Here is a 23486-nt window from a genome sequence, read left to right on the forward strand (position 1 = left end):
CTCACGCGGGAACGCGAATGACGGCGCGCAGGCCGCCGAGCGGGCTGTCGGAGAGCGTGACGTTGCCGCCATGGCTGCGGGCGATGTCGCGGGCGATAGCGAGACCAAGGCCGGTGCCCGAATCATCGAGGTTGCGGGCCTCGTCGAGGCGGAAGAACGGCTTGAAGACGTCTTCACGGTTCTTTTCGGGAATGCCGGGGCCGTCGTCATCGAAGGTCAGCGTCAGCCATTTGGAGCCATGCTTGGCCTCGATATTCAGCGTGCTGGCATAGCGGCGGGCGTTCGATGCGAGATTGGTGACCAGCCGGGTGAAGGCGTTGGGGCGCACGACGATCTCGTCATCGCCTTCGATCGAATAGCTGAAGCTCTTTTCGTGCAGGGCGAAATCGGTCTCGATCTTGGCGAGCATCTCGCTGATCTTCAGTTCGCCGACATCCTCTTCGATCTCGCTGCGGGCGAAGGCCATGTAGGCTTCCAGCATCGATTGCATGTCGTTGACGTCGTCGGCCATGCCTTGCAGGTCGGGATTGTTGCCCGCGAGCGCCAGTTGCAGCTTGAAGCGGGTGAGGATCGTGCGCAGGTCGTGGCTGACGCCTGTGAGCATCGCCGTGCGCTGCTCGATCTGCCGTTCGATGCGTTCACGCATCAGGATGAAGGCGAGACCGGCGCGTCGGACTTCGTCGGCGCCGCGCGGATAGAAGTTCTCGGCCTTCTGTCCCTTGCCGAAGCTCTCGGCGGCAGCCGCCAGCGCCTGGATCGGTCTTATCTGGCCGCGCAAGAAGAGAATCGAGACGCCGATCAACACCAGCGAGGCGCCGACCATCCAGACGATGAAGATATGGGTGTTGGAGGCGTAGGTCTGATTGCGCTTAGTCAGCACACGCAAGATCTTGCCGTCGAGCTTGATGCGGATTTCGACGAGACTGGAATCGCCGAGCGTATCGATCCAGAAGGGGCGCTTGATCTGGTCGTTGAGCTCATCGGAGAGGATGCCGTCGAGGATCGAGAAGAACGGCTTTTCACGCGGCGGCGGCAGGTCGCCGTCCGGCTCGATCGAGATCTGCAGCTTCATCTGCTCGCGGGCGATCTTGGTGATCGCCGTGTAGTCGGCATCCTGCGGATAGGTATCGATGATCTGGATGATCGCGGCGATGTCCTGCGTCACGGCCATCGACAGGCGCTGCGTGACCATCTGCCAGTGGCGTTCCATGAACACGGCGGCGACGACCGACTGTAAAAGCAGCATCGGCATGATGATGATCAGCAGCGAGCGGACATAGATGCCCGTCGGCAGGCGGCGGCGCAGAAAGCGCGTGAACCACTTCCAACCGGTGGCGGGCAAGCGCTCTTCGCGCCGCAGGCTTTCGAATGTCACCATCTCTGTCGCGATCCTGACGTCCGGAGCATCAATCGATGCTCAGCCTGTATCCTATACCACGAACCGTCTGGAGCCAGACAGGATTTGCCGGATCATCCTCGATCTTGCGGCGCAGACGGTTGATCTGCACGTCGATCGTGCGTTCGCCGACATCGACGTCGTCGCCGATCAGCTCGTGGCGCGGGATGGTGTCGCCGGCGCGCCGGGCAAAGAGCAACATGATTTCCTGCTCGCGATCCGTCAGCCGGATCACTTCCGCCGCCTTCTTCAGCTCCTTGCGGGTCAGCGAGAAGGTGTAGGGGCCGAACATGATCTGCTCGATCTTCGGCGCATCCGAGGCGTTGCGGCGCAGGATGTTGTTGACGCGCAGCACCAGTTCGCGCGGATCGAAGGGCTTCGACAGATAGTCGTCGGCGCCAGCTTCCAGGCCGGCGATGCGATTGTCGGACTCTGCCAGCGCTGTCAGCATGATGATGGGAACGTTTTTGATCGCCCGCAATCCGCGCGTCACGTCGATGCCGGATTCGCCGGGCATCATCACGTCCATGATGATCAGGTCGAAATCGAGCCCTGCCAGCTTGCGCTGTGCCTCGGCACCATCGGCGGCAACGGTCACCCGGAAGCCGTTTTCGGTGAGGTAACGGTTGAGCAGTGCACGGATGCGCGTGTCGTCGTCGACGACAAGCAGATGCGCCGCATCATCAGAAATGATTGTCTTTCCCGCCATTCAGTCCGCTTTCGCTGTTTGCCTGTCCCGCATGCCCCTCAGAAATGCCTTCACGCTCTCGCGCGTTTCAAGAGAAGCATTGTCGAATGCCCTCTCAATGCGGCGCGATTGCGGCTCCGCCAGAGCAAGCGCCAGTTCGCGCCCCGTCTTTGTCGGATAAAGCTTGCGCTGGCGCCGGTCTTCCGGGCCCGCGACTTGTCTAATATAGCCTGAATCGATCAGTTGTTTGAGCACTCGGGCGAGGCTCTGTTTGGTAATCTTCAATGTATCCAGAAGATCAGCAACGGTCATGCCGGGTTCACGGTTAACAAAGTGCACTACCCGGTGATGGGCGCGTCCGAAGCCGCTTTTCTCGAGAATGGCGTCCGGATCGGAGACGAAATCGCGATAGGCGAAGAAGAACAGCTCGATGATTTCGAAGTCGATGATGCCGCTGTTTTCCATCGGCGTGGACAGCGGCTCAGGCTTGGCCGCTTTCGCGCTGGTCTGTCGTGGCGCCACGTCATTTCCCTTTCTCATCCCATGCGTTCCGGGCCGCTCTCGGCGCTCCCGGACCTTGCAGAGCTCGGACAGAGGTTCGTCTTCGCCCGAACCCGGCCAGTCTCCGCTTCCCAATACAACGCATATTTTTCCCCGGTGCGTCAGTGGATAAAACGCAATCGGGACAACAATCAACAGGCTGGGTGTGCGGGGAGCCGGTGGATGGACAGTCGCCTCGCAGTAAACTTGTCCACAGAAATGCGAAAAGGCGGCCAGGCGGCCGCCTTTTCTGTTTCATTCCGGATCGCTCATCCGCCTCAGTTATAGACGTAGACGATGCGGCGGGTACCGGGATCGACCAGCACCGGGCGGTCGTTGATGCGGGTGTAGCGATATTCGTAATTCGGGACTTCCTGGAAGGTCACGTCAGCCGGAACCTCTGCACCGACGACGACATCACCGCCGAGCTGCACGGTCTGCGCCGGCGTTGTGTCGATATAGGTGCGGACTTCGGCCGGCGGCGTGATCGCATCGACGTCTCCGACCGGGCCGAGCAGCTCGTCACCGGGGCCGGGCTGCGGCTCGGCGGGAACGACGCTCGCCGTCGTCTCGTAGGTCACGACGGGGACGCCGAGGCTCGTCTGGTTCTGCTCGACGACGACAGGGGCGCCTTCATGCTGGACCTGCAGATATTCGGCATAGACCCAGCCGCGGACGCCGTTGACATCGACGCGGCACCAGCGGCTGCCCTGTATGCAGCCGTCGAGATAGGCCGACGAACCGCGGGTAGCGATGCCGACGGAAGGGTATTGCGGACCGGGACCGGCGCGGACATTGAGATCGTTGATGGCCGTGGCGGCCATTTCCGCATGCGCAAAGCCCGCGCTTGCAACAAGCACGGCGCCTGCCAGGAAAATGTTTCTCGTCATGGTCATTTGCATTTCTCCTTGTTTACCGGGCTGGAAGCGCACCGTTCACCATCCGGTTCCAAAAGGCGTAAGCCTATTGTTTCCACCATGCCGGGAGGTTCTTTCAGGCTGTTGATTCTCAAAGGAAAAATCGGAACGGAAGGTGCTTTTCGCCGTCATAAACTGTTGTTACAGCCTGTCTCTTTGGTGTGAGGCGCCGATAAAAACTTGCTTTCGTCACTCGCCATTCAGACTATAGGGGCGGGTAGAGAACATAAGAGGCGCCAATGGGTATGCTACAGGCCGGAATCATTCCGGTGACACCGTTTCAGCAGAATTGCACCGTGCTTTTCGATCCTGACACCAAGGAGGGGGTGGTGGTCGATCCCGGCGGCGACGTCGAGACGATCGTCAAGGTGGTCGAGGAGAACGGCTTCAAGGTCAAGGAGATCTGGCTAACACATGGCCATCTCGACCATGCCGGCGGCGCCAAGGATCTCAAGGCGGCGCTGGGGATCGATATTGTCGGTCCGCACAAGGACGACCTGCCGCTGCTGCAGCGGATCGAGACACAGCAGCTGAAATACGGGATCACCGGTCTCAAGAATGTCGAGCCGGACCGCTGGCTGGAAGACGGCGACAAGGTGTCGTTCGGCAATCACGAGTTCGAGGTCTATCACACGCCGGGCCATGCGCCCGGGCATGTGATCTACGTCAATCGCGCGCAGAATTTCGCGCATCTCGGCGACGTGCTGTTCAACGGTTCGATCGGACGCACCGATCTGCCGGGCGGGGACCACGACCAGCTGATGGCGTCGATCCGCGACAAGGTGCTGCCGCTGGGGGACGATGTCGGCTTCATCTGCGGCCACGGGCCGGGTAGCCGGATCGGCGACGAGCGGCGCAACAACCCGTTCCTGCAGGGCATCTGACAAACGAAAAGCGCCGCTCGATGAGCGGCGCTTTCATTATATCAGATCGGGCGGCGATCAGCCGGCGGTGCAGAAGTGCTCGCGGCCATCGTTGCCGATGAAGGTGCCCGTGCCCGGATCGAAGGTGCGGTAGCGGTACGAGCAGTAACGCTGCCACTGCGGCGTCCAGGGCTCGATGCCGGCGCGGACCGGTGCGTAGTAACGCGGGGGAGCGCGGTAGACCGGTACGGCTTCGTATTCCGGCTCGTAAACCGGTTCTGCGTAGCGCGGCTCATCATAATAGTAGCGCGGCTGGCTGGCGATTGCCGAGCCAACGACGAGGCCGGTTGCGAGGCCAACGGCACCGCCGACCCAGGCGTCGTTATTGTGATGGTGGTGGCGCCAGCTGTCGGCGGAAGCTTCGCTGACAGCGGAAAGGCTGAGAGCGGCGGCTGCGGCCGTCAGAAGAAGTGTCTTTGCGATCGTGTTCATGATCTTGTCCTACTCTCCAAGACAGCGGGAAGTGCTGCCTTTAAAACTCTTCAGGACGGCTGCGGGTTCCTGCGCCGTAATGTTGAGACGATAGTGGCGGCTATCTGAACGGATGCTGAATAACAAAACCCGGCATTTCTGCCGGGCTTCAACTCGAATTCGACGGCCTTGTTTGGGCTCAGCCAGCAATCTGAAGATTGACGGCCTTCGGTCCCTTGCCGCGGCGATCCGGCTCCGTGTCGAAGCTTACCTTCTGGTTTTCCGTCAGTCCGGCGAGGCCGGAAGCCTGAACGGCAGAAATGTGTACAAAGATATCGGCGCCACCCTTATCCGGCTTGATAAAGCCGAAGCCTTTGTCGGTATTGAAGAATTTTACAGTGCCAGTCTCGGCCATGCGTCAGGTCCTTTTCTCTCTGCCCGCCATCCACACGGGCAGCATCAATTATGCCCCTTCCGGAGCGCTAGCAGGCAGTTCTTGAATTTCGAGAAAAAGGTCCCCTCTACCTCGGCCTGTCTCTTGGTGGGATTATTCCCCATCTTGTGAGACCGGCTGACCGGAATATTAGCGTTTCCGGCGCGCACTTTCTTAAGGACTTCCCATGCTCGCAAAATGCCCGAACGCCGCGAGATTGCTGTGATTATTGGGAATTGGCAAGCAAAAGTTTTTTAACGTGTCCTCAGGAGCACAGTCGTCGCGGGTGTCCTATTTGCGCCAAAACGCAAAAAATCGCTCCGCGCGGGTGCATGATTAACGTTTTGTATCGTCTGCAATATAATTTGTGAGCAGATTTTCCCAAAAACACAACGTGAGCGGGTCTTCGGACCCACCCAAAAAAAAATTCCGAATCATTCCGGCGATGTGCCGTGGATGCGGTTTCAGACCGCTTGGGCGCGGCGTCGCGACAGTTCGGGCACCACCTCGACTACAAGCATAGCGCTAAACATCAGCGCACAGCCGATATAGCCGACTGGGGGGATTGTCTCGCCAAGGATCAATGCGGCGAGCGAGGAACCGAACAGCGCCTCCGACGACAGGAAGATCGCCGCCTGCGACGGTGTCGTATATCGCTGGCCGATGATCTGCAGCACGAAGGCGACGCCAGAGGAGAAAACGCCGACATAGAGGATCTCGGGTGCTGCGCCCATGATGGCGTCGAGGCTGACGGGTTCGAAGATCGCGGCGACGATGAGAGCGAGCAGCGAGGTGATGGCAAACTGCGTGGCCGACAGGGCGAGCGGGCGGCCGGTTTCCTTGACGGTCGTTCCTGCCAGCGTGATCTGGATCGCCCAGAAGCCGGCGCAGATGACGGTCAGGCCATCGCCGACAGTCAGAGCCGACAAATGTCCGCCCGACAGAAGGTAGATGCCGGCGATTGCCATGACGGCGCCCGGCCAGATGATCCAGTGCGGCGGGCGGCGCAGGAAGAGCACGGCGATGACGGGTACGAAGACCACGTAGAGGCCGGTGATGAAGCTCGAATTGGTGACCGACGTCGTCTGCAGGCCGACCTGCTGGGTCGCGGCGCCGCCGAAGAGGGCAAGGCCGATCGCCAGGTAGAGGCCGAGATGGCGCCTGCTGGTCTTGACGGCAGCCTTGCGGCGCTCGAACAGAACGAAGGGCAGGACAGCGGCCGTCGCAACGGCGAAACGCAGGCCGATGAACCAGAACGGGCTGAGTTCCTTCATCGCTGTCGACTGCGCCACGAAGCCGCCGCCCCAGATGGCAGCAGCAAGCAACAGCAACAGGTTCGCCTGAACGCGAGTCATGTCATTCCTCGATTGCGGGGAGCACGGTGTGATGGCCGTGGTTAGCAGCTGGGTTTTGTTTCAGCAAGCGTGAATGAACACGTCAACCGGGGGCTGCCGCTGTGGACTGAAATTTCCAATCCGCGATCAGCCGTCCTGATTGGCGGCGCGGGAGACGCGCAGCAGCGCGCCGTCGCTTTCGTCGGTGACCATCAGCAATGCGCCATCGGGAGCCACGGTCACGTCGCGGATGCGGCCGTAATTGCCCTCGAACAGACGTTCCTCGGCGGTGAACTTGCCGCTTCCGTCACGCTGCATGCGCGACAGCAGCTGGAACTTCAGCGCGGCCACCAGCATGTCGCCGTCCCATTCCGGGAACATCTTGCCGCGATAGACGGCGATGGCGCCCGGCGCGATCGAGGGATCCCAGTAGTGGAGGGGTTGCTCCAGTCCGGCCTTTTCCGTTCCTTCACCGATCTTGGCGCCGGAATAGTCGCGGCCATAGGTGATGACGGGCCAGCCATAGTTCTTGCCCGGCTCGATCAGGTTGATCTCGTCGCCACCGCGGGCGCCGTGCTCGACGGTGTAGAGCTTGCCATCGGCGGTATCGAAGGTGATGCCCTGCGGGTTGCGGTGGCCCTTCGACCAGATTTCGGGGAGGGCTTTCGCGCCGTCGCGGAAGGGGTTATCGGCGGGGATGCTGCCATCGGCATTCACATGGATGATCGAGCCGGCGTCGTCCTTGAAATCCTGCGAGCGGTCGCGGCTGCCGCGGTCGCCGACGCTGATGAACAGGCTGCCGTCGCCTGCGATGGCGATCCGCGAGCCGTATTGGATATTGCCGCCGGTGAACTTCGCCATGGTGAAGATCGGCTTCACGTCCTCAAGCCTGCTCTCGTCGGCCGAGAGCTTTGCGGAGAAGGCTTCCGTGCCCGATCCCTTGGCATTGGCAATCGCGGCGGTGAAATAGAGGATGCGGCTTTGGGCGAAATCCGGGGCGAGCGCCACATCCATCAGGCCGCCCTGGCCGCGGGCGCTGACCTCGGGCACGCCACCAAGCGGCTCTGATGCCTTCCCGTCGCGGATGATCCTGATATTGCCGGGGCGTTCGGTGACGAGATAGGCGCCGTCAGGCATGACCTCGACCGCCCAGGGATGATCGAGCCCGGTTGCCAGCGTATCGACGCTGACCGTCACTTTCTTGGTCTGCACCCTGTCGGCGGCGAATGCCGCGCCGGCTGTTGCAAATGCGGCGCCTGCCGCCAAAGCGATGCGCAATCCCTTGAGCATGTTCATGATCTCCCCGTTCTACCATCCAGGCGGGTAGGTGGCGCGCGGGGGCGATCGCTTCAACCTCATTAGCTCCCGGATAACGGCTTTGTGTTGCCGGGTTGAACGGTGCCGGTCTGGATCCTGTCGACCAGTTCGGCTTCGACGATGTAGCGCATCGGGCCGCGCTCGGTGGCGTCGAACGGCCAGCAGGTCGTCAGGACGAGGTGGCGGCCCTCTGACGCGGCGTCGATGCCGCTTTCATCCCAGCGGGCGACACGGGCATCTGTTGCCTTGAAGGTCAGGACGGAGCCGTCGCGGCGGGTGATCTCGATATCGTCTCCGGCGCGCACATCCTTCAGCCAGCGGAAATGCGTGTCGCGGTGGGCGGCGATGACGGAGGTGCCTTCTTCACCGGGCTGCGGCGTGTTGCTGAGCCAGGCCGGGCCGAAGGCGAGGGCTTCGCCGGTGGCGCCTGAGAGCACTATCGCCGTCTTGCCGAGGCGCGGAGCGCTGACTTCGGCCTCTGTGGTGAAATCTGCCCAGGGCCAGGGCTTGGCATCCTCGCCGCGCAGCTCGGCGGCGAAGGCGCGTTTCAGCAGCACCTGCGAGAGTTCTGCCTTGCCCTTCATGTAGAAGCCGCTGGTCATCAGCGCTGTGCCATAGAGCCCGAGGCCGAGGATGGCGACGGCGATCACCTTCTCCATCGCCGACAGGCGGGCGAGGAGGCTTTTCCGGGGTGCGTCGATCTCAAACGCCGTCGCCGCGGCATTCGCCATCATCAGCTCCAGATAGCTCGGAAGCGGTTCGAACTCGCCCACTTCCTCGTTCCAGCTTCCGCGTTGTGCGCCGGGCATCAGCGGCCTCCCGCCAGGAAGGCGCCGCGGATGCGGCGGCGCCAGATCGCAAAGCCACCGGCAGCGGCCAGGGCTGCAAGCAGCATGGTCAGGCCCTGCATGATCTGCCGGTCGGCGAGCGTCGCGGTCTGCGGCAGCTTTACCGATGCCGACCGTTGGGCGATCAGGTTTGCGGCACCCGGTGTCGGGGCGGCGGCCATCTGGTTGGCGACGGCGGCAAATTCCATCTGCGGCTTTGCCATCGCGTGATCCGGTGCGCTGCCTGCCGGAGCAGGGGCGGGTTCGCCCATCACCTTATCGAAGTCCCAGCCGTCGGGCAGGTTGAGCGGCAGCTTGGTCGAGCTGACCGGCTGGCCATCGGGACGCGACGGCGTGACGTCGACGGCGACGAGGCTGGTGACGCGGGAGACGAGATGGTGGGCCATGGCGATCGCCTCGACATCCTTGTCGAGTGCTGCCGGGTCCTGGCGCTCATAGGAGCGGGCTTCAAGATCGTCGATCTTGCGGCGCGCCCAGAGCTTAGAGAGGCCCTTGCCGTCGGCGGCATTGGCGATATCCATCTCGACGCGCCAGGGCTGGGCGCCGGTCTTGCCTGATATCTGCAGCTTGCCTGATGGTTTGTCTGTCGGCAGTTCCGCCGTCAGGACGACAGGCTCGCCGGTATAGAGGTCGGGCATCGGGTTCGGCGTGATGTCGCTTGCCTGCACGCCGTCGAAAGTGGCGGCGATATCGGTCATCGCCGGGTTCTGCAGCTTGGCGAAGAGTTCGTCCATGCGTGAGGCCACCTGATCGGTCGAGCCGATATGGGTGAAGGTGCCGCGGCCGAGCTCGGCGGCCTTGGTCATGAAGTAGGAGTTTGGAGCCGAGCCGATGCCGACGGTGAAGACGCGCGCATCGCCGCGATTGTTGGTGATCTCCATGAACAGCTGCTGCTCGTTACCGATCGCGCCATCCGTGAGGAAGACCACCTGGCGGAGTGCGCCATTGGCGATGGTGCCCTGATTGCGCAGCGCATCCTCGAGCGCCGGCAGCATCTCCGTGCCGCCATCGGCGGTGAGGCCGCGCACATAGGCGATCGCCTTTTCGCGATTGTCCGGTGTCGCGCCGACAAGGCCGCCGAAGTAATCGGTCATCGTGTCGTCGAAACGGATGACGTTGAAGCGGTCGTCGGGGCCGAGCCTGGAGACCGCCAGAGACAGGCTTTCCTTCGCCTGGGCGATCGACTCGCCGGACATCGAGCCGGAATTGTCGATGACGAAGATGACTTCGCGCTTCAGCGGTGCCGTGGAGGCATCCGGCGTTGCGGGCGGGGTGACGAAGGCCAGCAGATAGGTCTTGCCGTTGAGGACTTCGCGGAAGAGGCCGGCGCTCGGCGTCTTGCCGGGGGCGGCCTTCCAGGTGAGCTCGAAATCCTTGTCGGCGGGGACGGAGTCACCCTTCAGACTGATGACGCGGTTCTGATCGCCATCCTGTTTGATATCGACATCGTGGAACGCGGATTTGACATCGCCGAGCGGGAAGCCGGCCTTGAGGTTCACGGTCAGCGCCACCGGATTGATCTTGGCGTTTTCGCGCGGATCGAGCACCGGTGCCTCGATCTTCTCGCGGTTCGGCACCGGATCGGACGGCACCGCGAAGCCGGCGCCGTTATTGAACTCGACGGTCTGGACGACAGGGGCCGGATTGTAGCGGGGGGCGACGACCATCGGGAAGCGCAGCGAGAACTCGCCGCCCGACTGGTGCACGGCCTGCTGATATTCGATCTGCACGACGATGGTTTCGCCGGGGCCGATATTGGCGACCTGGTTGGTGAAGATGTTCGGGCGCTGCTGTTCGAGAAGGGCCGCCTTCTTGCCTTCGGCCTTGGCCTGTTCGTAGATCTCGCGCGCTTCCTGGCGCGGCTTGATCTGGCCCTCAATGAAGCGGTCGCCGATCTGCATCTTCAGTTCGTCGACGGCGGAATTTTCCGGCAGCGGGAAGACGTATGTGCCTTCGACCCAGCCCTTGCTCGGGTTCTGGAAACGCTGGGTGACCTTGACGCGGGCGACGGGCCCCGAGACGTCCATCTGCACATCGGTCTTCAGCCGCGGCGCCTCGATGAAGAAGCCGGGCTCCTTCGACGGGAAGAGCAGCGAGCCGCTGTTGACGTCGTTCGGGCGAACGAGGCCTGCGAGCTGCTCGACTTTCTGCGGCTGCGCCTCTTCGGCGCGGGCGGCGGAGACCAGGCCTGCGGCCATCATCAGCGATGCGAAAAATGTGGTGAACGCGATCAGGAATGAAAAGGACACACGGCTGGCGCGGAGCCGCTCTGTCGCAAACTCGTCTTCCAGAAACATTGGCATACCCTCAATAACCAACTTCGGATGATCCAGATTGAGGCTTCGATCCCGGCGGGCTCACGACCGAATTGCGGCGTGCCGCGGCATTTGTTGCGGCTTATTTGCGGCAAAGGCCCGAAACGGGGAAGTTTCTGATTTTAAGGGGTAAATCTGGATGACTTCAGAAATCGATTCAAGTTCTTCGCAAAGTGATTCAGCGCATCGCTGCAAAGGTGATTCCGGCACGGCTTTCAGGTGCGGCAATTGATCAATAAGAATCATCGGCGCCATCGCGCCTTTGCCCTTGAAATGCCTGTCTACATTGGACATAGACCTTAGCGCAGAATTCCGGTCCCGGCTTTCTGCCCCTTTCAACCGTATAGGACCGATATCATGGCCTTCCTTGCCGATGCTCTTTCCCGTGTGAAGCCTTCAGCCACCATCGCAGTCGCCCAGAAAGCGCGCGAGCTGAAAGCCAAAGGACGCGACGTGATCGGCCTCGGCGCTGGCGAACCGGATTTCGATACGCCTGACAATATCAAGGAAGCGGCGATCGACGCGATCCGCCGCGGCGAGACGAAGTACACGCCGATCTCCGGTATCCCGGAACTGCGCAAGGCGATCGCCGCGAAGTTCAAGCGCGAGAACAATCTCGACTATACGTGGGAGCAGACGATCGTCGGCACCGGCGGCAAGCACATCCTCTTCAACGCCTTCATGGCGACGCTGAACGCCGGCGATGAAGTCGTCATCCCGACGCCTTACTGGGTTTCCTATCCCGAGATCGTCGCGCTCTGCGGTGGTACGCCCGTCTTCGTCGCGACGACCCAGGAGAACAACTTCAAGCTCCAGGCCGCCGACCTCGAAAAGGCGATCACGCCGAAGACCAAGTGGTTCATGTTCAACTCGCCGTCCAACCCGTCGGGCGCTGCCTATACGCATGACGAGCTGAAGGCGCTGACCGACGTTCTCGTCAAGCATCCGCATGTCTGGGTTCTGACCGACGACATGTACGAACACCTGACCTATGGCGACTTCAAGTTCGCGACGCCTGTCGAAGTCGAACCCTCGCTCTACGACCGCACGCTGACGATGAACGGCGTTTCCAAAGCCTATGCCATGACCGGCTGGCGCATCGGTTACGCAGCCGGCCCGCTGCAGCTGATCAAGGCCATGGACATGATCCAGGGCCAGCAGACCTCGGGCACGACCTCGATCGCCCAGTGGGCCGCTGTCGAAGCGCTGAACGGTCCGCAGGACTTCATCCCGGCCAACAAGAAGATCTTCGAAGGACGCCGCGATCTCGTCGTCTCGATGCTCAACCAGGCCAAGGGTATTTCCTGCCCGGTTCCGGAAGGCGCCTTCTACGTCTATCCGTCCTGCAAGGGCCTGATCGGCAAGACCGCACCGTCCGGCAAGGTCATCGAAACCGACGAAGACTTCGTCACCGAGCTGCTGGAAAGCGAAGGCGTTGCCGTCGTCCACGGCTCGGCTTTCGGCCTCGGCCCGAACTTCCGCATCTCCTATGCAACCTCGGAAGACCTGCTGGAAGAAGCTTGCCGCCGCATCCAGCGCTTCTGCGGCGCTTGCAAGTAAGCGATAGCTTTTAATTGGAATATCGAAGCCCGCCGGAGACGGCGGGCTTTTTGTTTGGGTGGGCGGCTGTAGAGATCGGCCGGCGCATGTGTTAGCTTTTCGCTCATGGATAGAAGAGAAGCGCTCGAAAGCTTGAAGGCGCATTCCGATGCCGTTCGCGGCATGGGCGCGACGGGGCTTTATCTTTTCGGCTCGGTGGCCCGCGATGAGCCGACTCCCGATAGCGACCTCGATATTTTCATCGACCATGAAGCTGGCTCGCATTTCTCGCTTCTCGATCTGGTCGCCATCAAGCAGTTTCTCGAGGACAAGCTCGACGTGGAGGTCGATGTCACGACCCGCGACAGCCTGCACCCGATGTTGAAGGCTGATATCGAGCGGAGCGCCATCCGGGTCTTTTGATGCCGCGGAAGCTGAAGCCCGTTCTCGCCGAGATCATCGAAACCATAGACGGGGTAATGGCTGCCACGGACGGCAAGTCGCTCGATGATTTCAAGGCTGATTGGCTATTGCGACTGGCGACGCAACGGGCACTGGAAATTATCTCGGAAGCCAGCCGTCATCTGCCGGATGATTTGATCGCGAGCGAGCCGGATATTCCGTGGAAGCAGATCCGGGGCATCGGAAACATTCTGCGGCACGAATACCATCGGATAGCGGATGATATCATCTGGGCTGCTGTGGTTAACAGTCTCTCGCCGCTGCGTGGAGCTGCCTTAAGATTGCTTGATCGGGTCGCCGACTAAGCAGGTTGATTTGACGATGTGGCCACATGTGGCTACATTGGCCACATGAAAACCGTATCGATCAGAGATGCCAAGAACCGGCTGACCGAGCTTGCCCGCGAAGTGGAAGAGGGCGAGACGATCGTCGTCACCCGCAATGGAAGGCCGGTTTTCGATCTGGTGCCGCACAAGCCGCGCGGCGGTTTGGATCTCGCGGCAGGGCAGGCTTATTTGAAGTCGAAGGGCATTACCAATCCCGTGCCCTTTATCGCCGATGATTTCGACGACCCGTTGCCTGAAGATTTTCTCATTCGGCCTTTGCCCTAAATATGAGGCTGCTGCTCGACACCCATATGATCTTGGCGATCCTGCGTGGAGATGTCGGTGAACGCTTTCCCGATGTCCCCGAGCTGCTGGCAGATCAGGAAACTGTGGGCTTCGCGAGCATTGCCAGCCTATGGGAAATTGCCATCAAGACGAGATTGGGAAAGCTCGACCCGGGCATGCCTCTCGACGAGATAGCGCGGTCGCTTGATGAGATGGGGCTTTCGCTGCTGGGCATCGAGGTCGGCCACGTGATTACCGCAGCTGAACCCGAGCCGAGTACCCGCGATCCTTTCGACCGACTTCTATTGTCTCAGTGTCAGATCGAAAACTTGAAGCTGCTAACAGTGGATCGCGCCTTGGCGGATCATCCACACGCTTTCAAATTCTGAGTCCGCTTCTAAAGCCCCAGCGCCGAGAGCATCAGAAACGTTGCGAACAAAATGAAATGGGTCATCCCCTCGATGGCGTTGGTTTCGCCGTCGTTGAGGTTGATGGCGGCGGCGATGAGGGTGATGGCGACCATCACGGTCTGGACCGGCGTCATGGCCATGACGAAGGGCTGGCCGGTGTAGAGGGCGATGGCCTCCATGACGGGGACCGTCAGGATCACCGTCGAGAGCGAGGCGCCCATGGCGATGTTGACGGTCGCCTGCATGCGGTTCTTCAGAGCGGCGCGGAGCGCCGTCAGGATTTCGGGGGCGGCGGAGATTGCGGCGACGACGATGGCGGTCAGCGCGATCGGGGCGCCGGTGTCGCGCAGGCCTTCAGTCATGAAGGCCGACATGAATTCGGCGAGCGCGCCGATGATGACGACGCCGATCAGGATGGTGATGATCGAGGCCGATGCCGGTTCGTCGGCGTGGTGCTCGTCCGGCGTGTTGCTTTTCCGCTCGGCGCGCGGATAGCTGTAGCTGAAGAAATAGCTGTGCTGTCCCACCTGCATGCGCAGGAAGAGGCCGTAGAGCGCGATCATGGCGATGATCGTGAAGCCGGAATAATAGTGCCATTTGTCGTCGGGCACGAATTCCGGAACGATCATCGAAATGCCGATCGCGGTCAGGATCATCACGCCGTAGGTCTTGCCGGAATTGTCGTTGTAGGGCTGCTCGCCGTGCTTCAGGCCGCCGAGCAGGGCGGCGAGGCCGAGGATGCCGTTGATATCCAGCATCAGCGCCGAATAGATCGTGTCGCGCACCAGCGTCGGCGAGCTTTCGCCTGACATCATGATGGCGAGGATGATGACCTCGACGAGGACGGCCGACAGCGTCAGGATCATCGTGCCATAGGGGTCGCCGACCTTGACGGCAAGGATCTCGGCATGGTGGGCAACGCGGATCGAGGCGAGTACGATCGTGCCGACGAGGGCTGCCGCGGCGATCAGCGCCGCACTGCGGCCCATTTCCAGGATGCTGTGCTCGAGCCCGTAGGCCAGCGCGGCGACAATCACCGCAACGACCAGGAATTTCTCGTCTTTCAGTCGTGCGGCGAGGGTCACGCTACGCTCCGGAATTGATTCATCAGAACAATCTAAGTCGATGATATCGCTAATCAAGCCGGGGCCAGCACACGCCAAATTTGCGCTATGTCCGATTTAATGGAATACTGCCCAAATCGGTCAGCCGGACAGACATCGCGGCGTGCCTCGTATCTTGTTTCATCGCCCGCGATCCGCCGGATTGATCTCCGGAAGCTTTTCGCCGCGTCCAAGAAAACAAAGAGGAGAGGTGCATGGTCAAGGTGGTTTATGAGGTTGTGCCGCATGACGGAGGCTGGGCGTATCGCCTGGGCAACGTCTATTCCGAGGCCTTCCCGTCACATGCCGAAGCGCTGGAAGCTGCGCGCATCGTTGCTGCAGAGCAGCAGGTCGGCGGCGATTCCGCCGAGATCAGCTGGCAGGACGACAAGGGCAAGTGGCACGAGGAATATGCCGAGGGTGGCGATCGTCCGGAGACCGAGGTGGTCGACGGCCTGTTCAGGAAAAGCAGTGGGGCCGAGGCATCGCCCGGCGCCTGACTTCGCTCCGATCCAATATCGAACCGCGCGTCATCGGGCGCGCGTGATGGCACAGCTGTCCAGATAAAGCTTCAAACCCTCGACCAGGGCATCGAAGGCCACGCGGCAGCGCGGTGACGTCTTCAGATTTTCATGCATGGCCACCCACGTGCCGATATGCATGTCCATGACGCCGGGAAGAACACGCCTGAGGTTCGGATCGGCATCCCCAAGACCCGTCTGACACATGCCGATGCCGGCGCCGGCGCGGATGGCGGCGAGCTGCGCGAGATAGCTGTCGGTGCGTAGCGAGAAGGCAATGCCTTCGGCGACCGGGAAGCGCTTAACCATCGTGCGCACATAGGCGGTCTGCCGGTCGAAGCCGATCAGGCGATGCGTCTTGATATCTTCCAGCGTCTGCGGCGTGCCGTGCTTTTCCAGATAGGCGTGATGGGCGTAGCAGCCGATCGGAATGTCGCCGATGCGCCTGACGACGAGCGCGTCCTGCTGCGGCTCCATCATCCGCACGGCGATATCGGCCTCGCGGTTGAGCAAATCCTCGACGGTGTCGGACGCCGAGAGCTCGATCTCAAGTTCGGGGTGGCGGTCCTGAAGGGCGGCCAGGATCGGCGGCAGGACCTCGACTGCGATCACTTCGCTGGCGCTGATCCTCACAGTTCCGTCGATCCGGTCGCGATGGCCGGAGGCGGCGCGCAGCAGGGCCGAGGAGCTTGCGGCCATGGTCTGCGCGAAGGGCGCGAGCAAGTGTGCGGCATCCGTCGGCAGCAGGCCGCTTTGCGAGCGGGTGAAGAGCTCGGCGCCGACGGCCTGCTCGAGAGCGTCGATATGGCGGCCGATGGTCGGCTGGGTGAGGCCGAGCTCACGGGCGGCGGCCGAAAGCGAGCCGTGTGCCAGCACGGTCAGAAAGGTGCGGTAAAGATCCCAGCTTGGTTCGTTGCTCATTGATTTATGTATAGATGATGCACGTATTTCGTCAATTTCGTTTATCGCGCGACGGGCGCATGATCGCGTCATCATCAAGGAGATTGAGATGACAGAGGATCGGAAGACAGCTCTCGTTCTTGGAGCCACGGGCGGTATCGGCGGCGCCGTTGCCCGCAAGCTGATGCAGCGCGGATGGCAGGTGCGGGCGCTGAACCGCAACGCGAAGGCCGCATCGCAGCGCATGCCTGAAGTCGAATGGGTCCAGGGCGATGCGATGGATGCGGGTGATGTCCGCGCGGCCGCGGAGGGCACGGCGCTGATCGTCCATGCGGTAAACCCGCCCGGTTATCGCGACTGGGAAAAGCTGGTGCTGCCGATGCTCGACAATACGATTGCCGCTGCGCGCTCGGTCGGCGCACGCATCGTCCTGCCGGGGACGGTCTATAATTTCGGGCCGGATGCCTTTCCTGTCCTTCGCGAGGACAGCCCGCAGAACCCGGTGACGAAGAAGGGGGCAATCCGTGTGGAGATGGAGAAGCGGCTGAAGCGGGCGGCGGTGCAGGGGGCGGGTGTGATCATCGTCCGCGCCGGCGATTTCTTCGGCCCGGGCACGACCGGCAACAGCTGGTTCTCGCAGATCGTTGCGCCGGGCAAACCGGTCCGGACGCTGAAGAACCCGGCGCGCGATGGCATCGGTCATCAGTGGGCCTATCTGCCCGATGTGGCGGAGACGATGGTGGCGCTTGTCGAGCGCGCCACTAGCCTGCCCGATTTCGCCGCCTATCACATGGATGGCTTCTGGGATCGCGATGGCCGGCAGATGGTCGAGGCCATCAGACGTGTCTCCGGCGGGCGAGCGAAGATAGCAGCCTTTCCTTGGTGGATCGTGCCGCTGGCGGCACCCTTCGTCACCGTCATGCGGGAGGTCAAGGAGATGCGTTATCTCTGGAGGCAGCCGCTGCGCATGTCCAATGCCAAGCTGGTGGCCGAGCTCGGCCGCGAGCCGCAGACGCCGATCGATGAAGCCGTGCGTGCCTCGCTGGTGGCGCTCGGCTGCCTGCCGAAGACCGCCGGGCTACTTGCCAATCGCGAGGCGATCGCCGGCTAGCCAAGTTCGCCAAGCGCGATCCGGGCGACCGTCAGCTGGAGCTCGGCGCTCTCCGTCGAGGCGTCGCCCATAAACCATGCCGCCGACAGGCCGGAATAGGCGACGATCCATTGCAGCAGGCGGCGCGGCTCAAGCCCGGTTTCCGCCGAGACGATCGGCAACTGGCGCTGCAGGCGGCCGGGCGCGGCGATGATATCGAGGTCCTCGTTGGCGAAGGTGTTGGCGAAGTCGAAGCCGCGCTCGCCATAGAGCCCCTTGGGATCGATCGCCAGCCAGCCGTCCTCGCCGAAATCGAGGATGTTGCTGTGATGGATATCGCCGTGGAGGACGGCCGCAGGCTGCGGCTCGGCCAGCAACGTCCTGGCGACGCGGTCGCAATCGGCAAGCGTGCCGCCATGGGCCGCTGCCGCGGGCGCCAGTTCGCGGAACCATCGATCCAGCGGGATCAGCGCCGGCAAAGGCTTTTGGTGTGGGGCGTGGAGAGCGTTGACGGCCCGGCAGATAATTCGCGTCGCCTCGTCGTCCATCCCACCATGCGCCATCTTGAGCAGCGACTGCCGGCTGAGCGAACGTTCCATCAGAACGGCGTGACTGTCATGGGCATAGACGCGCGCCGCACCCTTGCCGTCCCACCAATCCAGCACCGCGCCACCGGCCCGCTCCGCCTCGTCCTCCGACATCTTCAGCATGGCCGGCTTGCCGCGCCAGAGAACGGGCAGGAGCTTGCTGCTATGGGTGACGATCGGCTGGCCGTCGGGCGTGAGCGACCAGCGGGAGAGGTAGGGTTCGAACATGAGGCGATGCTAACGGCTCGATGGCGGAAGGGATAGCTATTCCGCCGAGAGCTGTTGCCTCGAAAACAGGAAGAGCCCGAGGCCGCCTGCAGCGATCAGCCAGACAAGCAGGATGGCGCCGCCGCTGGCACCGGCATCGGCCGGGCCTTGCTGGAACAGCCATGTTCGTAGAGCCTCGGCTCCCGTCGACGGCAGCGGAAGGACGTCTTTGGTCGGGCCGACATAGATCTGCAGCATCGATGTGCCGATTGCCAGAAGGAAGGCGGGGATCACGGCTGCGACCATCGAGCGGCTGAGGATGGTGATGGTTGAGACGATGGCGGTGAGAACCGCGAGCTCCAGAAGCGCTACGGCGAAGGCCGCCAGCAGTGCGGGTAGGCCGGCGATGCGGATGGAGAGGGTCGAAGGCCCGTCGCCCGAGAGCAGCGCGAGAACCGAGTTCAGCACCATGTCGCCGACGGCGGCGAGCAGCAGGCCGGCGGCCAGGCAGACGAGGCATGCCAGGCACTTGGCGGCCCAGAGCTGCAGGCGGCTGCGGCGCGGAATGAGATGCCGCCACGTGGCGAAGCGATATTCCGAAAAGAAGATCGACGATATGCCGATGGCGTAAAGCAGATGGCCGACCGAGTTGCCCGAGAGGGTCAGGATGTTTGCGGCAGACTGCAGCAGATCCGTATTGCCCGTCACGATGCGCCCGGCGCGAACGAATACCATCCCCTCCAGCACGAGCCGGAAAAGGACCGCCAGCAGCGGCACCGACAGGAAACCCCAGAATAGCGTTGCCGGCTGGCGCATCAGCTTCAGAAGTTCGAAGCGAAGCAAGGCGCTCATGGCGTGGGCTCCCTGGTTTCGGAGAGGAAGACCGATTCCAGGTCGGGCTTGACCCATTTGGCCTCGTGGATCCTGACGCCTGCGGCGACCAGCGCGGCTATGAGATCGGGAACCTCGTCACGCTCCGTGCGGACATAAAGGCCGCCATCGCCGGCTTCGGCCTTTTCGCCGAGGCGTCCGATTGCCGAGACATCGTCGGTGGTGTGCAGCCAGAAGCGGCCCTTGCGGTCGAGGAGATCGGCGACGTCGCCCTCGGAAACCAGCCGGCCGCGCTGCAGGATGGCGATACGCTCGCAGACGCGCTCGACCTCATCGAGCAGATGGCTCGAGAGAAGAACGGTGATGCCATCGCGCTCGACAAGTTCGCGGATCAGGGCGCGCATTTCCAGAATGCCGTCGGGATCAAGACCGTTCGTCGGTTCGTCGAGCACGACCGCTTCCGGGCGCCCGATGAGGGCGCAGCCGATGCCGAGGCGCTGCTTCATGCCGAGCGAGAAGCCCGCAACCTTTTTGTCCGCGGCATGGTGAATACCGGTCCGGCGAAGGATTGCATCGACCGAAATGGGATTATCCGCGAGCCGCGACAGCGTTTCCAGATGCTCCCGCGCGGTCAGGAAGGGATAGAAGGACGGGGACTCGATCATCATGCCGAGCCTGCGGCGGGTTGCCGGGGAGGCCGGTTCGCCGAAGATCTCAATGCTTCCCCGATCTGGCCGTAGAAGGCCGGCAATGATGCGCAGCAGGGTACTCTTGCCGGCGCCGTTCGGACCCAGCAATCCATAGACCTTGCCCTTGGGGATGCTCAGCGACAATCCATCGAGCGCGGTCACGGAGCGTGCGCCCATCCCGAAGGTCTTCACTACACCCGATATGGTGATGGCATCGCCGCCTTCGGTTGGGCTCATAGGTTTGCCCGGCGCGCTACGCATTCTTCAGCAAAGGCTATCAACTATTTCCCATCCCAAAAGGCTGCGTGACTGAAGGTGTTTTGAAATTTCAATCGCTTGGGCAATTCAGTACCCGATTACAATAAAGCTTTTGTGGCCGATTTTTGAGCGGCGCGGACCTAAGGCTAGCAATGGCAAAGAAAAGCCACCTGCAACGCTCTGTTGCAGGTGGCTTTCTGAAGTCAGGCTCAAAGAAGCTATTCTTACGCGACCTTGTCGATCAGCGGGTAGTCCGTGTAGCCCTTGGCGCCGCCGCCGTAGAAGGTGGCCTGGTCGCCGGCGTTGAGGGGCAGGTTCTTCTGCAGGCGCTCGACGAGATCCGGGTTGGCGATGAAGGGCTTGCCGAAGGCGACGAGGTCGGCGCGGCCGGTTTCGGCGGCGGCGATCGCCATGTCGCGGTCGTAGCCGTTGTTGACCATCCAGCTTGCCTTGCCGCCGGCCTTTTCATAAGCGGCGCGCAGCGCTGCATAGTCGAAGGAGGGGTTGGTGCCGCCCTTGTAGTCGCGTTCGCCGCCGGTCTGGCCTTCGACGATATGGATATAGGCGAGATCGTACTTCGCCAGTCCCTCGACCACGTGGGTGAAGACGGCCTGCGGGTTCGAATCGTAGCTGTCGTTCGACGGGGTGACCGGCGACAGGCGGATTGCGGTGCGGCCCGCGCCGATTTCCTTGGTGACGGCTTCCACGACTTCGAAGGTCAGGCGGGTGCGGTTTTCGATCGAGCCGCCATACTGGTCGGTGCGGTCGTTGATGCCATCGCGCATGAACTGGTCGAGGAGGTAGCCATTGGCGCCGTGGATCTCCACGCCATCGAAGCCGGCATCGATGGCAGCGCGGGCAGCCTTGCGATAATCCTCGATGATGCCGGGAATTTCGGCGGTTTCGAGCGCGCGGGGCTCGGAAGTCTCGGCGAAGGTGCCGGTTCCGTCAGGATTGACGAGGTAGGTCTTGCCCTTGGCGGCGCGGTTGGTCGAGGAGACCGGCTTGCCGCCGTTTGGCTGCAGCGTGGTGTGCGAGATACGGCCGACATGCCACATCTGGACGACGATCTTGCCGCCGCCGGCATGGACGGCGTCGGTGACGCGCTTCCAGCCATCGAGCGCTTCCTTCGTGTAGAGGCCGGGAACATCGGCGTAGCCCTGGCCCTGATGGGTGATCGGGGTTGCCTCGGTGATGATCAGGCCGGCAGTGGCGCGCTGGCGGTAATATTCGACATTCAGGTCGTTCGGCACGGCGCCCGGCGAGCGGTTGCGGGTCAGCGGGGCCATGACGATGCGGTTCTTGACGGCGATGTCGCCAACCTGTGTCGGTTCAAAAAGCTTGGTCATAAGTCTTTCCTTTTCTGGCGGGGATCACGCGGCCGGGGCGGGGGCTGTCTTGCCCCGGGCCGAAAGATAGGTGAGGGCGGTCGCGCCGAGGCCGATCAGGGCCATGAGGGCGGCTGCCAGGGGTACGCGGGTGAGCTCGAAGCCACTCTCGATCACCATGCCTCCGGCCCAGGCGCCGAGCGCATTGCCGGTGTTGAAGGCGCCGATATTGATGGTCGAGACCAGGTTCGGGGCATCCTTGCCGAAGCTGACGACACCGACCTGCAGCGCGGGAACGGCGGCAAAGGTGGCGATCGCCCAGACGAGCAGGGTGATTTCGGCCGGGATGAAGAAGCGGCTGGTGAAGCTGAAGACCACCGAGGTGACGGCGATCGCGGCAAAGACAGCGGCCAACGTGACGCCAAGCTTCCAGTCGGCGAGCTTGCCGCCGATCAGGTTGCCGATGGTGAGGCCGATGCCGATCAGGAACAGGGTCCAGGTAACGCCTTCCGGCGACAGGCCGGTGACATCGCGCAGCAGCGGCGCGATATAGGTGAAGAGCGCAAACATCGAGGCCGAGAAGAAGACGGTGGTCGACAGCGCCAGCCACAGGCGGCCGTTACGCAGCGCCGAGATTTCGGCAAGCAGGCTGCTTTGCTTTTCCTGCCTGTCCTTCGGCAGGATGGCGATCAGGCCGATGATGGTGATGACGCCGATAACGGTGACGACACCGAAGGTGGAGCGCCAGCCATAGGCCTGGCCGATTGCGGTGCCGAGCGGGACGCCGAGGACGTTTGCCAGCGTCAGGCCGGTGAACATCAAAGCGACGGCGCGGGCCTTGCGGTCCTCACTTACGAGACCGGCTGCAACCACCGAGCCGATGCCGAAGAAGGCGCCGTGGCAAAGGGCGGTGACGACGCGGGCAAACATCAGCACCCAGTAATTCGGGGCGATGGCGCAGAGCAGGTTGCCGGCGATGAAGAAGGCCATCAGCGCGATCAGCGCCGTGCGCCGCTTCAGCTTGGCGGTCGAGACGGCCATGACAGGCGCGCCGATCGCCACCGCCAGCGCATAGCCGGTGACGAGCCAGCCGGCCTGCGGAATGGTGACGGAGAGGTCTGCCGCCACTTCCGGCAGCAGACCCATGATGACGAATTCCGTGGTGCCTATCGCAAAGGAGCTCAAGGCGAGAACGAGGAGGGCGAGGGGCATATCAAAGATCCTGGGAGAGCTGCTTCAGGAAGGCAGCGATGGTTTCTTCGTTTCGCTTGTAGAAGATCCACTGGCCGACACGGCGCGTGGTGACGAGACCGGCGCGGTGCAGCGTGCCGAGATGCGAGGAGACCGTCGACTGCGAGAGGCCGCAGCGCTCGAACTGGCTGGCGCAGACGCCCATATCCAACGGATGCTCCTGAGAGGCGAAATGCGCCTCCGGATTTTTCAGCCAGTTGAGGATTTCCATCCGGGTGGGATGTGAAAGTGCCTTGAGGATTTCGTCCTTGTCCATCGCCTGCTCTCGATCCTTAAATCGAACTTTCTCGATATATGGATCGCTGTGTGTCGATATGCAAGAGGCGACGGTGTGAGCCGTTGCACGATATTTCTCTGATTAAACTTTAAGCAAAAAAAGAGGGCCACCGGAAAGCCGGGGCCCTTTAAAGGTGTGAAGGTCAATAAACCTCCAGAGGGGAACAGCTAACGCGGTGGCACTGGGAGAGAACCACGAAATGCATCAGCTATGTGCGATATGGTGGTTTATTGGGCAGGTTGCAATGCATTTTTGTGCATGCCTGCTATGCACTGCACAAATTATGCTGCGCCGCAGCGA

27 protein-coding genes are annotated in these 23486 nt (G+C 62.1%); 8 read left to right on the forward strand and 19 right to left on the reverse strand.

What is annotated here, in order from left to right; genetic code table 11:
- Position 1 precedes the first annotated feature (1 nt).
- From ACQZ5H_RS19335 to ACQZ5H_RS19350, 4 genes are all read right to left on the reverse strand, one after another.
- A complete protein-coding gene (locus tag ACQZ5H_RS19335; protein ID WP_449098748.1) occupies positions 2 to 1378 on the reverse strand; it encodes an ATP-binding protein in 1377 nt (458 codons plus the stop codon).
- Between the two features lie 28 nt (positions 1379 to 1406).
- A complete protein-coding gene (locus tag ACQZ5H_RS19340) occupies positions 1407 to 2105 on the reverse strand; it encodes a response regulator (RefSeq protein WP_112719310.1) in 699 nt (232 codons plus the stop codon).
- Complete coding sequence (locus tag ACQZ5H_RS19345; RefSeq protein WP_112719309.1) at positions 2106 to 2624, reverse strand: MarR family winged helix-turn-helix transcriptional regulator; 519 nt, start codon at positions 2622 to 2624, stop codon at positions 2106 to 2108.
- Between the two features lie 278 nt (positions 2625 to 2902).
- A complete protein-coding gene (locus tag ACQZ5H_RS19350; RefSeq protein WP_112719308.1) occupies positions 2903 to 3520 on the reverse strand; it encodes a DUF1236 domain-containing protein in 618 nt (205 codons plus the stop codon).
- Positions 3521 to 3780: 260 nt separating this feature from the next.
- On the opposite strand from ACQZ5H_RS19350, the gene ACQZ5H_RS19355 reads away from it, so the two are divergent.
- On the forward strand, positions 3781 to 4425 hold the full coding sequence (locus tag ACQZ5H_RS19355; RefSeq protein WP_449098749.1) for an MBL fold metallo-hydrolase: 645 nt from the start codon (positions 3781 to 3783) through the stop codon (positions 4423 to 4425).
- A gap of 57 nt (positions 4426 to 4482) precedes the next feature.
- Here ACQZ5H_RS19355 and ACQZ5H_RS19360 read toward each other — a convergent pair whose 3' ends face one another.
- From ACQZ5H_RS19360 to ACQZ5H_RS19390, 7 genes are all read right to left on the reverse strand, one after another.
- Positions 4483 to 4896: a BA14K family protein gene (locus ACQZ5H_RS19360; protein ID WP_449098750.1), complete on the reverse strand. Its 414-nt coding sequence runs from the start codon at positions 4894 to 4896 to the stop codon at positions 4483 to 4485.
- 178 nt (positions 4897 to 5074) lie between these two features.
- Entirely contained in the window at positions 5075 to 5290 is a 216-nt protein-coding gene (locus ACQZ5H_RS19365; protein WP_007534130.1) for a cold-shock protein, read from the reverse strand.
- Between the two features lie 482 nt (positions 5291 to 5772).
- The gene (locus ACQZ5H_RS19370; protein WP_449098751.1) at positions 5773 to 6663 is read right to left on the reverse strand and encodes a DMT family transporter; all 891 of its coding nucleotides are present in this window, start codon (positions 6661 to 6663) and stop codon (positions 5773 to 5775) included.
- A 126-nt stretch (positions 6664 to 6789) separates the two neighbouring features.
- Positions 6790 to 7932: a PQQ-dependent sugar dehydrogenase gene (locus ACQZ5H_RS19375; protein ID WP_449098803.1), complete on the reverse strand. Its 1143-nt coding sequence runs from the start codon at positions 7930 to 7932 to the stop codon at positions 6790 to 6792.
- Positions 7933 to 8000: 68 nt separating this feature from the next.
- Positions 8001 to 8768 (reverse strand): class GN sortase, encoded by a 768-nt coding sequence (locus ACQZ5H_RS19380; protein WP_449098752.1) that lies wholly within the window; start codon positions 8766 to 8768, stop codon positions 8001 to 8003.
- Positions 8768 to 11104, reverse strand: coding sequence for a marine proteobacterial sortase target protein (locus ACQZ5H_RS19385; RefSeq protein WP_449098753.1), 2337 nt, complete (start codon positions 11102 to 11104; stop codon positions 8768 to 8770). The genes ACQZ5H_RS19380 and ACQZ5H_RS19385 overlap by 1 nt, the downstream gene beginning before the upstream one ends.
- A gap of 60 nt (positions 11105 to 11164) precedes the next feature.
- Positions 11165 to 11416, reverse strand: coding sequence for a hypothetical protein (locus tag ACQZ5H_RS19390; RefSeq protein WP_449098754.1), 252 nt, complete (start codon positions 11414 to 11416; stop codon positions 11165 to 11167).
- Positions 11417 to 11479: 63 nt separating this feature from the next.
- Between ACQZ5H_RS19390 and ACQZ5H_RS19395 the strand changes: the two genes are divergently transcribed.
- The 5 genes from ACQZ5H_RS19395 (at position 11480) to ACQZ5H_RS19415 (ending at position 14123) form a co-directional block, all read left to right on the forward strand.
- On the forward strand, positions 11480 to 12682 hold the full coding sequence (locus ACQZ5H_RS19395; RefSeq protein ID WP_112719302.1) for a pyridoxal phosphate-dependent aminotransferase: 1203 nt from the start codon (positions 11480 to 11482) through the stop codon (positions 12680 to 12682).
- Between the two features lie 105 nt (positions 12683 to 12787).
- The gene (locus ACQZ5H_RS19400; protein WP_449098755.1) at positions 12788 to 13084 is read left to right on the forward strand and encodes a nucleotidyltransferase family protein; all 297 of its coding nucleotides are present in this window, start codon (positions 12788 to 12790) and stop codon (positions 13082 to 13084) included.
- Positions 13084 to 13428 carry a HepT-like ribonuclease domain-containing protein gene (locus tag ACQZ5H_RS19405; protein ID WP_449098756.1) on the forward strand — a complete coding sequence of 115 codons (345 nt, stop codon included), beginning with the start codon at positions 13084 to 13086 and terminating at the stop codon, positions 13426 to 13428. Before ACQZ5H_RS19400 ends, ACQZ5H_RS19405 begins: the two co-directional genes overlap by 1 nt.
- A 45-nt stretch (positions 13429 to 13473) precedes the next feature.
- The gene (locus ACQZ5H_RS19410) at positions 13474 to 13734 is read left to right on the forward strand and encodes a type II toxin-antitoxin system Phd/YefM family antitoxin (RefSeq protein WP_130277858.1); all 261 of its coding nucleotides are present in this window, start codon (positions 13474 to 13476) and stop codon (positions 13732 to 13734) included.
- A gap of 2 nt (positions 13735 to 13736) precedes the next feature.
- Positions 13737 to 14123 (forward strand): type II toxin-antitoxin system VapC family toxin, encoded by a 387-nt coding sequence (locus tag ACQZ5H_RS19415; protein WP_449098757.1) that lies wholly within the window; start codon positions 13737 to 13739, stop codon positions 14121 to 14123.
- Between the two features lie 8 nt (positions 14124 to 14131).
- Here the strand turns inward: ACQZ5H_RS19415 and ACQZ5H_RS19420 are convergent, their stop codons facing one another.
- The gene (locus tag ACQZ5H_RS19420) at positions 14132 to 15229 is read right to left on the reverse strand and encodes a calcium:proton antiporter (protein ID WP_449098758.1); all 1098 of its coding nucleotides are present in this window, start codon (positions 15227 to 15229) and stop codon (positions 14132 to 14134) included.
- A 233-nt stretch (positions 15230 to 15462) separates the two neighbouring features.
- On the opposite strand from ACQZ5H_RS19420, the gene ACQZ5H_RS19425 reads away from it, so the two are divergent.
- A complete protein-coding gene (locus ACQZ5H_RS19425; protein WP_449098759.1) occupies positions 15463 to 15747 on the forward strand; it encodes a DUF2188 domain-containing protein in 285 nt (94 codons plus the stop codon).
- 30 nt (positions 15748 to 15777) lie between these two features.
- Here the strand turns inward: ACQZ5H_RS19425 and ACQZ5H_RS19430 are convergent, their stop codons facing one another.
- On the reverse strand, positions 15778 to 16689 hold the full coding sequence (locus ACQZ5H_RS19430; protein ID WP_449098760.1) for a LysR family transcriptional regulator: 912 nt from the start codon (positions 16687 to 16689) through the stop codon (positions 15778 to 15780).
- Positions 16690 to 16777: 88 nt separating this feature from the next.
- Between ACQZ5H_RS19430 and ACQZ5H_RS19435 the strand changes: the two genes are divergently transcribed.
- Positions 16778 to 17779, forward strand: coding sequence for an SDR family NAD(P)-dependent oxidoreductase (locus ACQZ5H_RS19435; RefSeq protein ID WP_449098761.1), 1002 nt, complete (start codon positions 16778 to 16780; stop codon positions 17777 to 17779).
- Here ACQZ5H_RS19435 and ACQZ5H_RS19440 read toward each other — a convergent pair.
- From ACQZ5H_RS19440 to ACQZ5H_RS19465, 6 genes are all read right to left on the reverse strand, one after another.
- The gene (locus ACQZ5H_RS19440) at positions 17776 to 18573 is read right to left on the reverse strand and encodes an aminoglycoside phosphotransferase family protein (protein ID WP_449098762.1); all 798 of its coding nucleotides are present in this window, start codon (positions 18571 to 18573) and stop codon (positions 17776 to 17778) included. The genes ACQZ5H_RS19435 and ACQZ5H_RS19440 overlap by 4 nt on opposite strands.
- 36 nt (positions 18574 to 18609) lie before the next feature.
- Positions 18610 to 19404, reverse strand: coding sequence for a hypothetical protein (locus ACQZ5H_RS19445; RefSeq protein ID WP_449098763.1), 795 nt, complete (start codon positions 19402 to 19404; stop codon positions 18610 to 18612).
- Complete coding sequence (locus ACQZ5H_RS19450) at positions 19401 to 20309, reverse strand: ABC transporter ATP-binding protein (RefSeq protein WP_449098764.1); 909 nt, start codon at positions 20307 to 20309, stop codon at positions 19401 to 19403. The genes ACQZ5H_RS19445 and ACQZ5H_RS19450 overlap by 4 nt, the downstream gene beginning before the upstream one ends.
- 245 nt (positions 20310 to 20554) lie before the next feature.
- Positions 20555 to 21679 carry an alkene reductase gene (locus ACQZ5H_RS19455; RefSeq protein ID WP_449098765.1) on the reverse strand — a complete coding sequence of 375 codons (1125 nt, stop codon included), beginning with the start codon at positions 21677 to 21679 and terminating at the stop codon, positions 20555 to 20557.
- A 24-nt stretch (positions 21680 to 21703) separates the two neighbouring features.
- Positions 21704 to 22870, reverse strand: coding sequence for an MFS transporter (locus ACQZ5H_RS19460; protein WP_449098766.1), 1167 nt, complete (start codon positions 22868 to 22870; stop codon positions 21704 to 21706).
- A 1-nt stretch (position 22871) separates the two neighbouring features.
- Positions 22872 to 23165, reverse strand: coding sequence for an ArsR/SmtB family transcription factor (locus ACQZ5H_RS19465; protein WP_112715713.1), 294 nt, complete (start codon positions 23163 to 23165; stop codon positions 22872 to 22874).
- Between the last annotated feature and the right edge of the window lie 321 nt (positions 23166 to 23486).

This window comes from Rhizobium sp. 21-4511-3d (assembly GCF_053522545.1).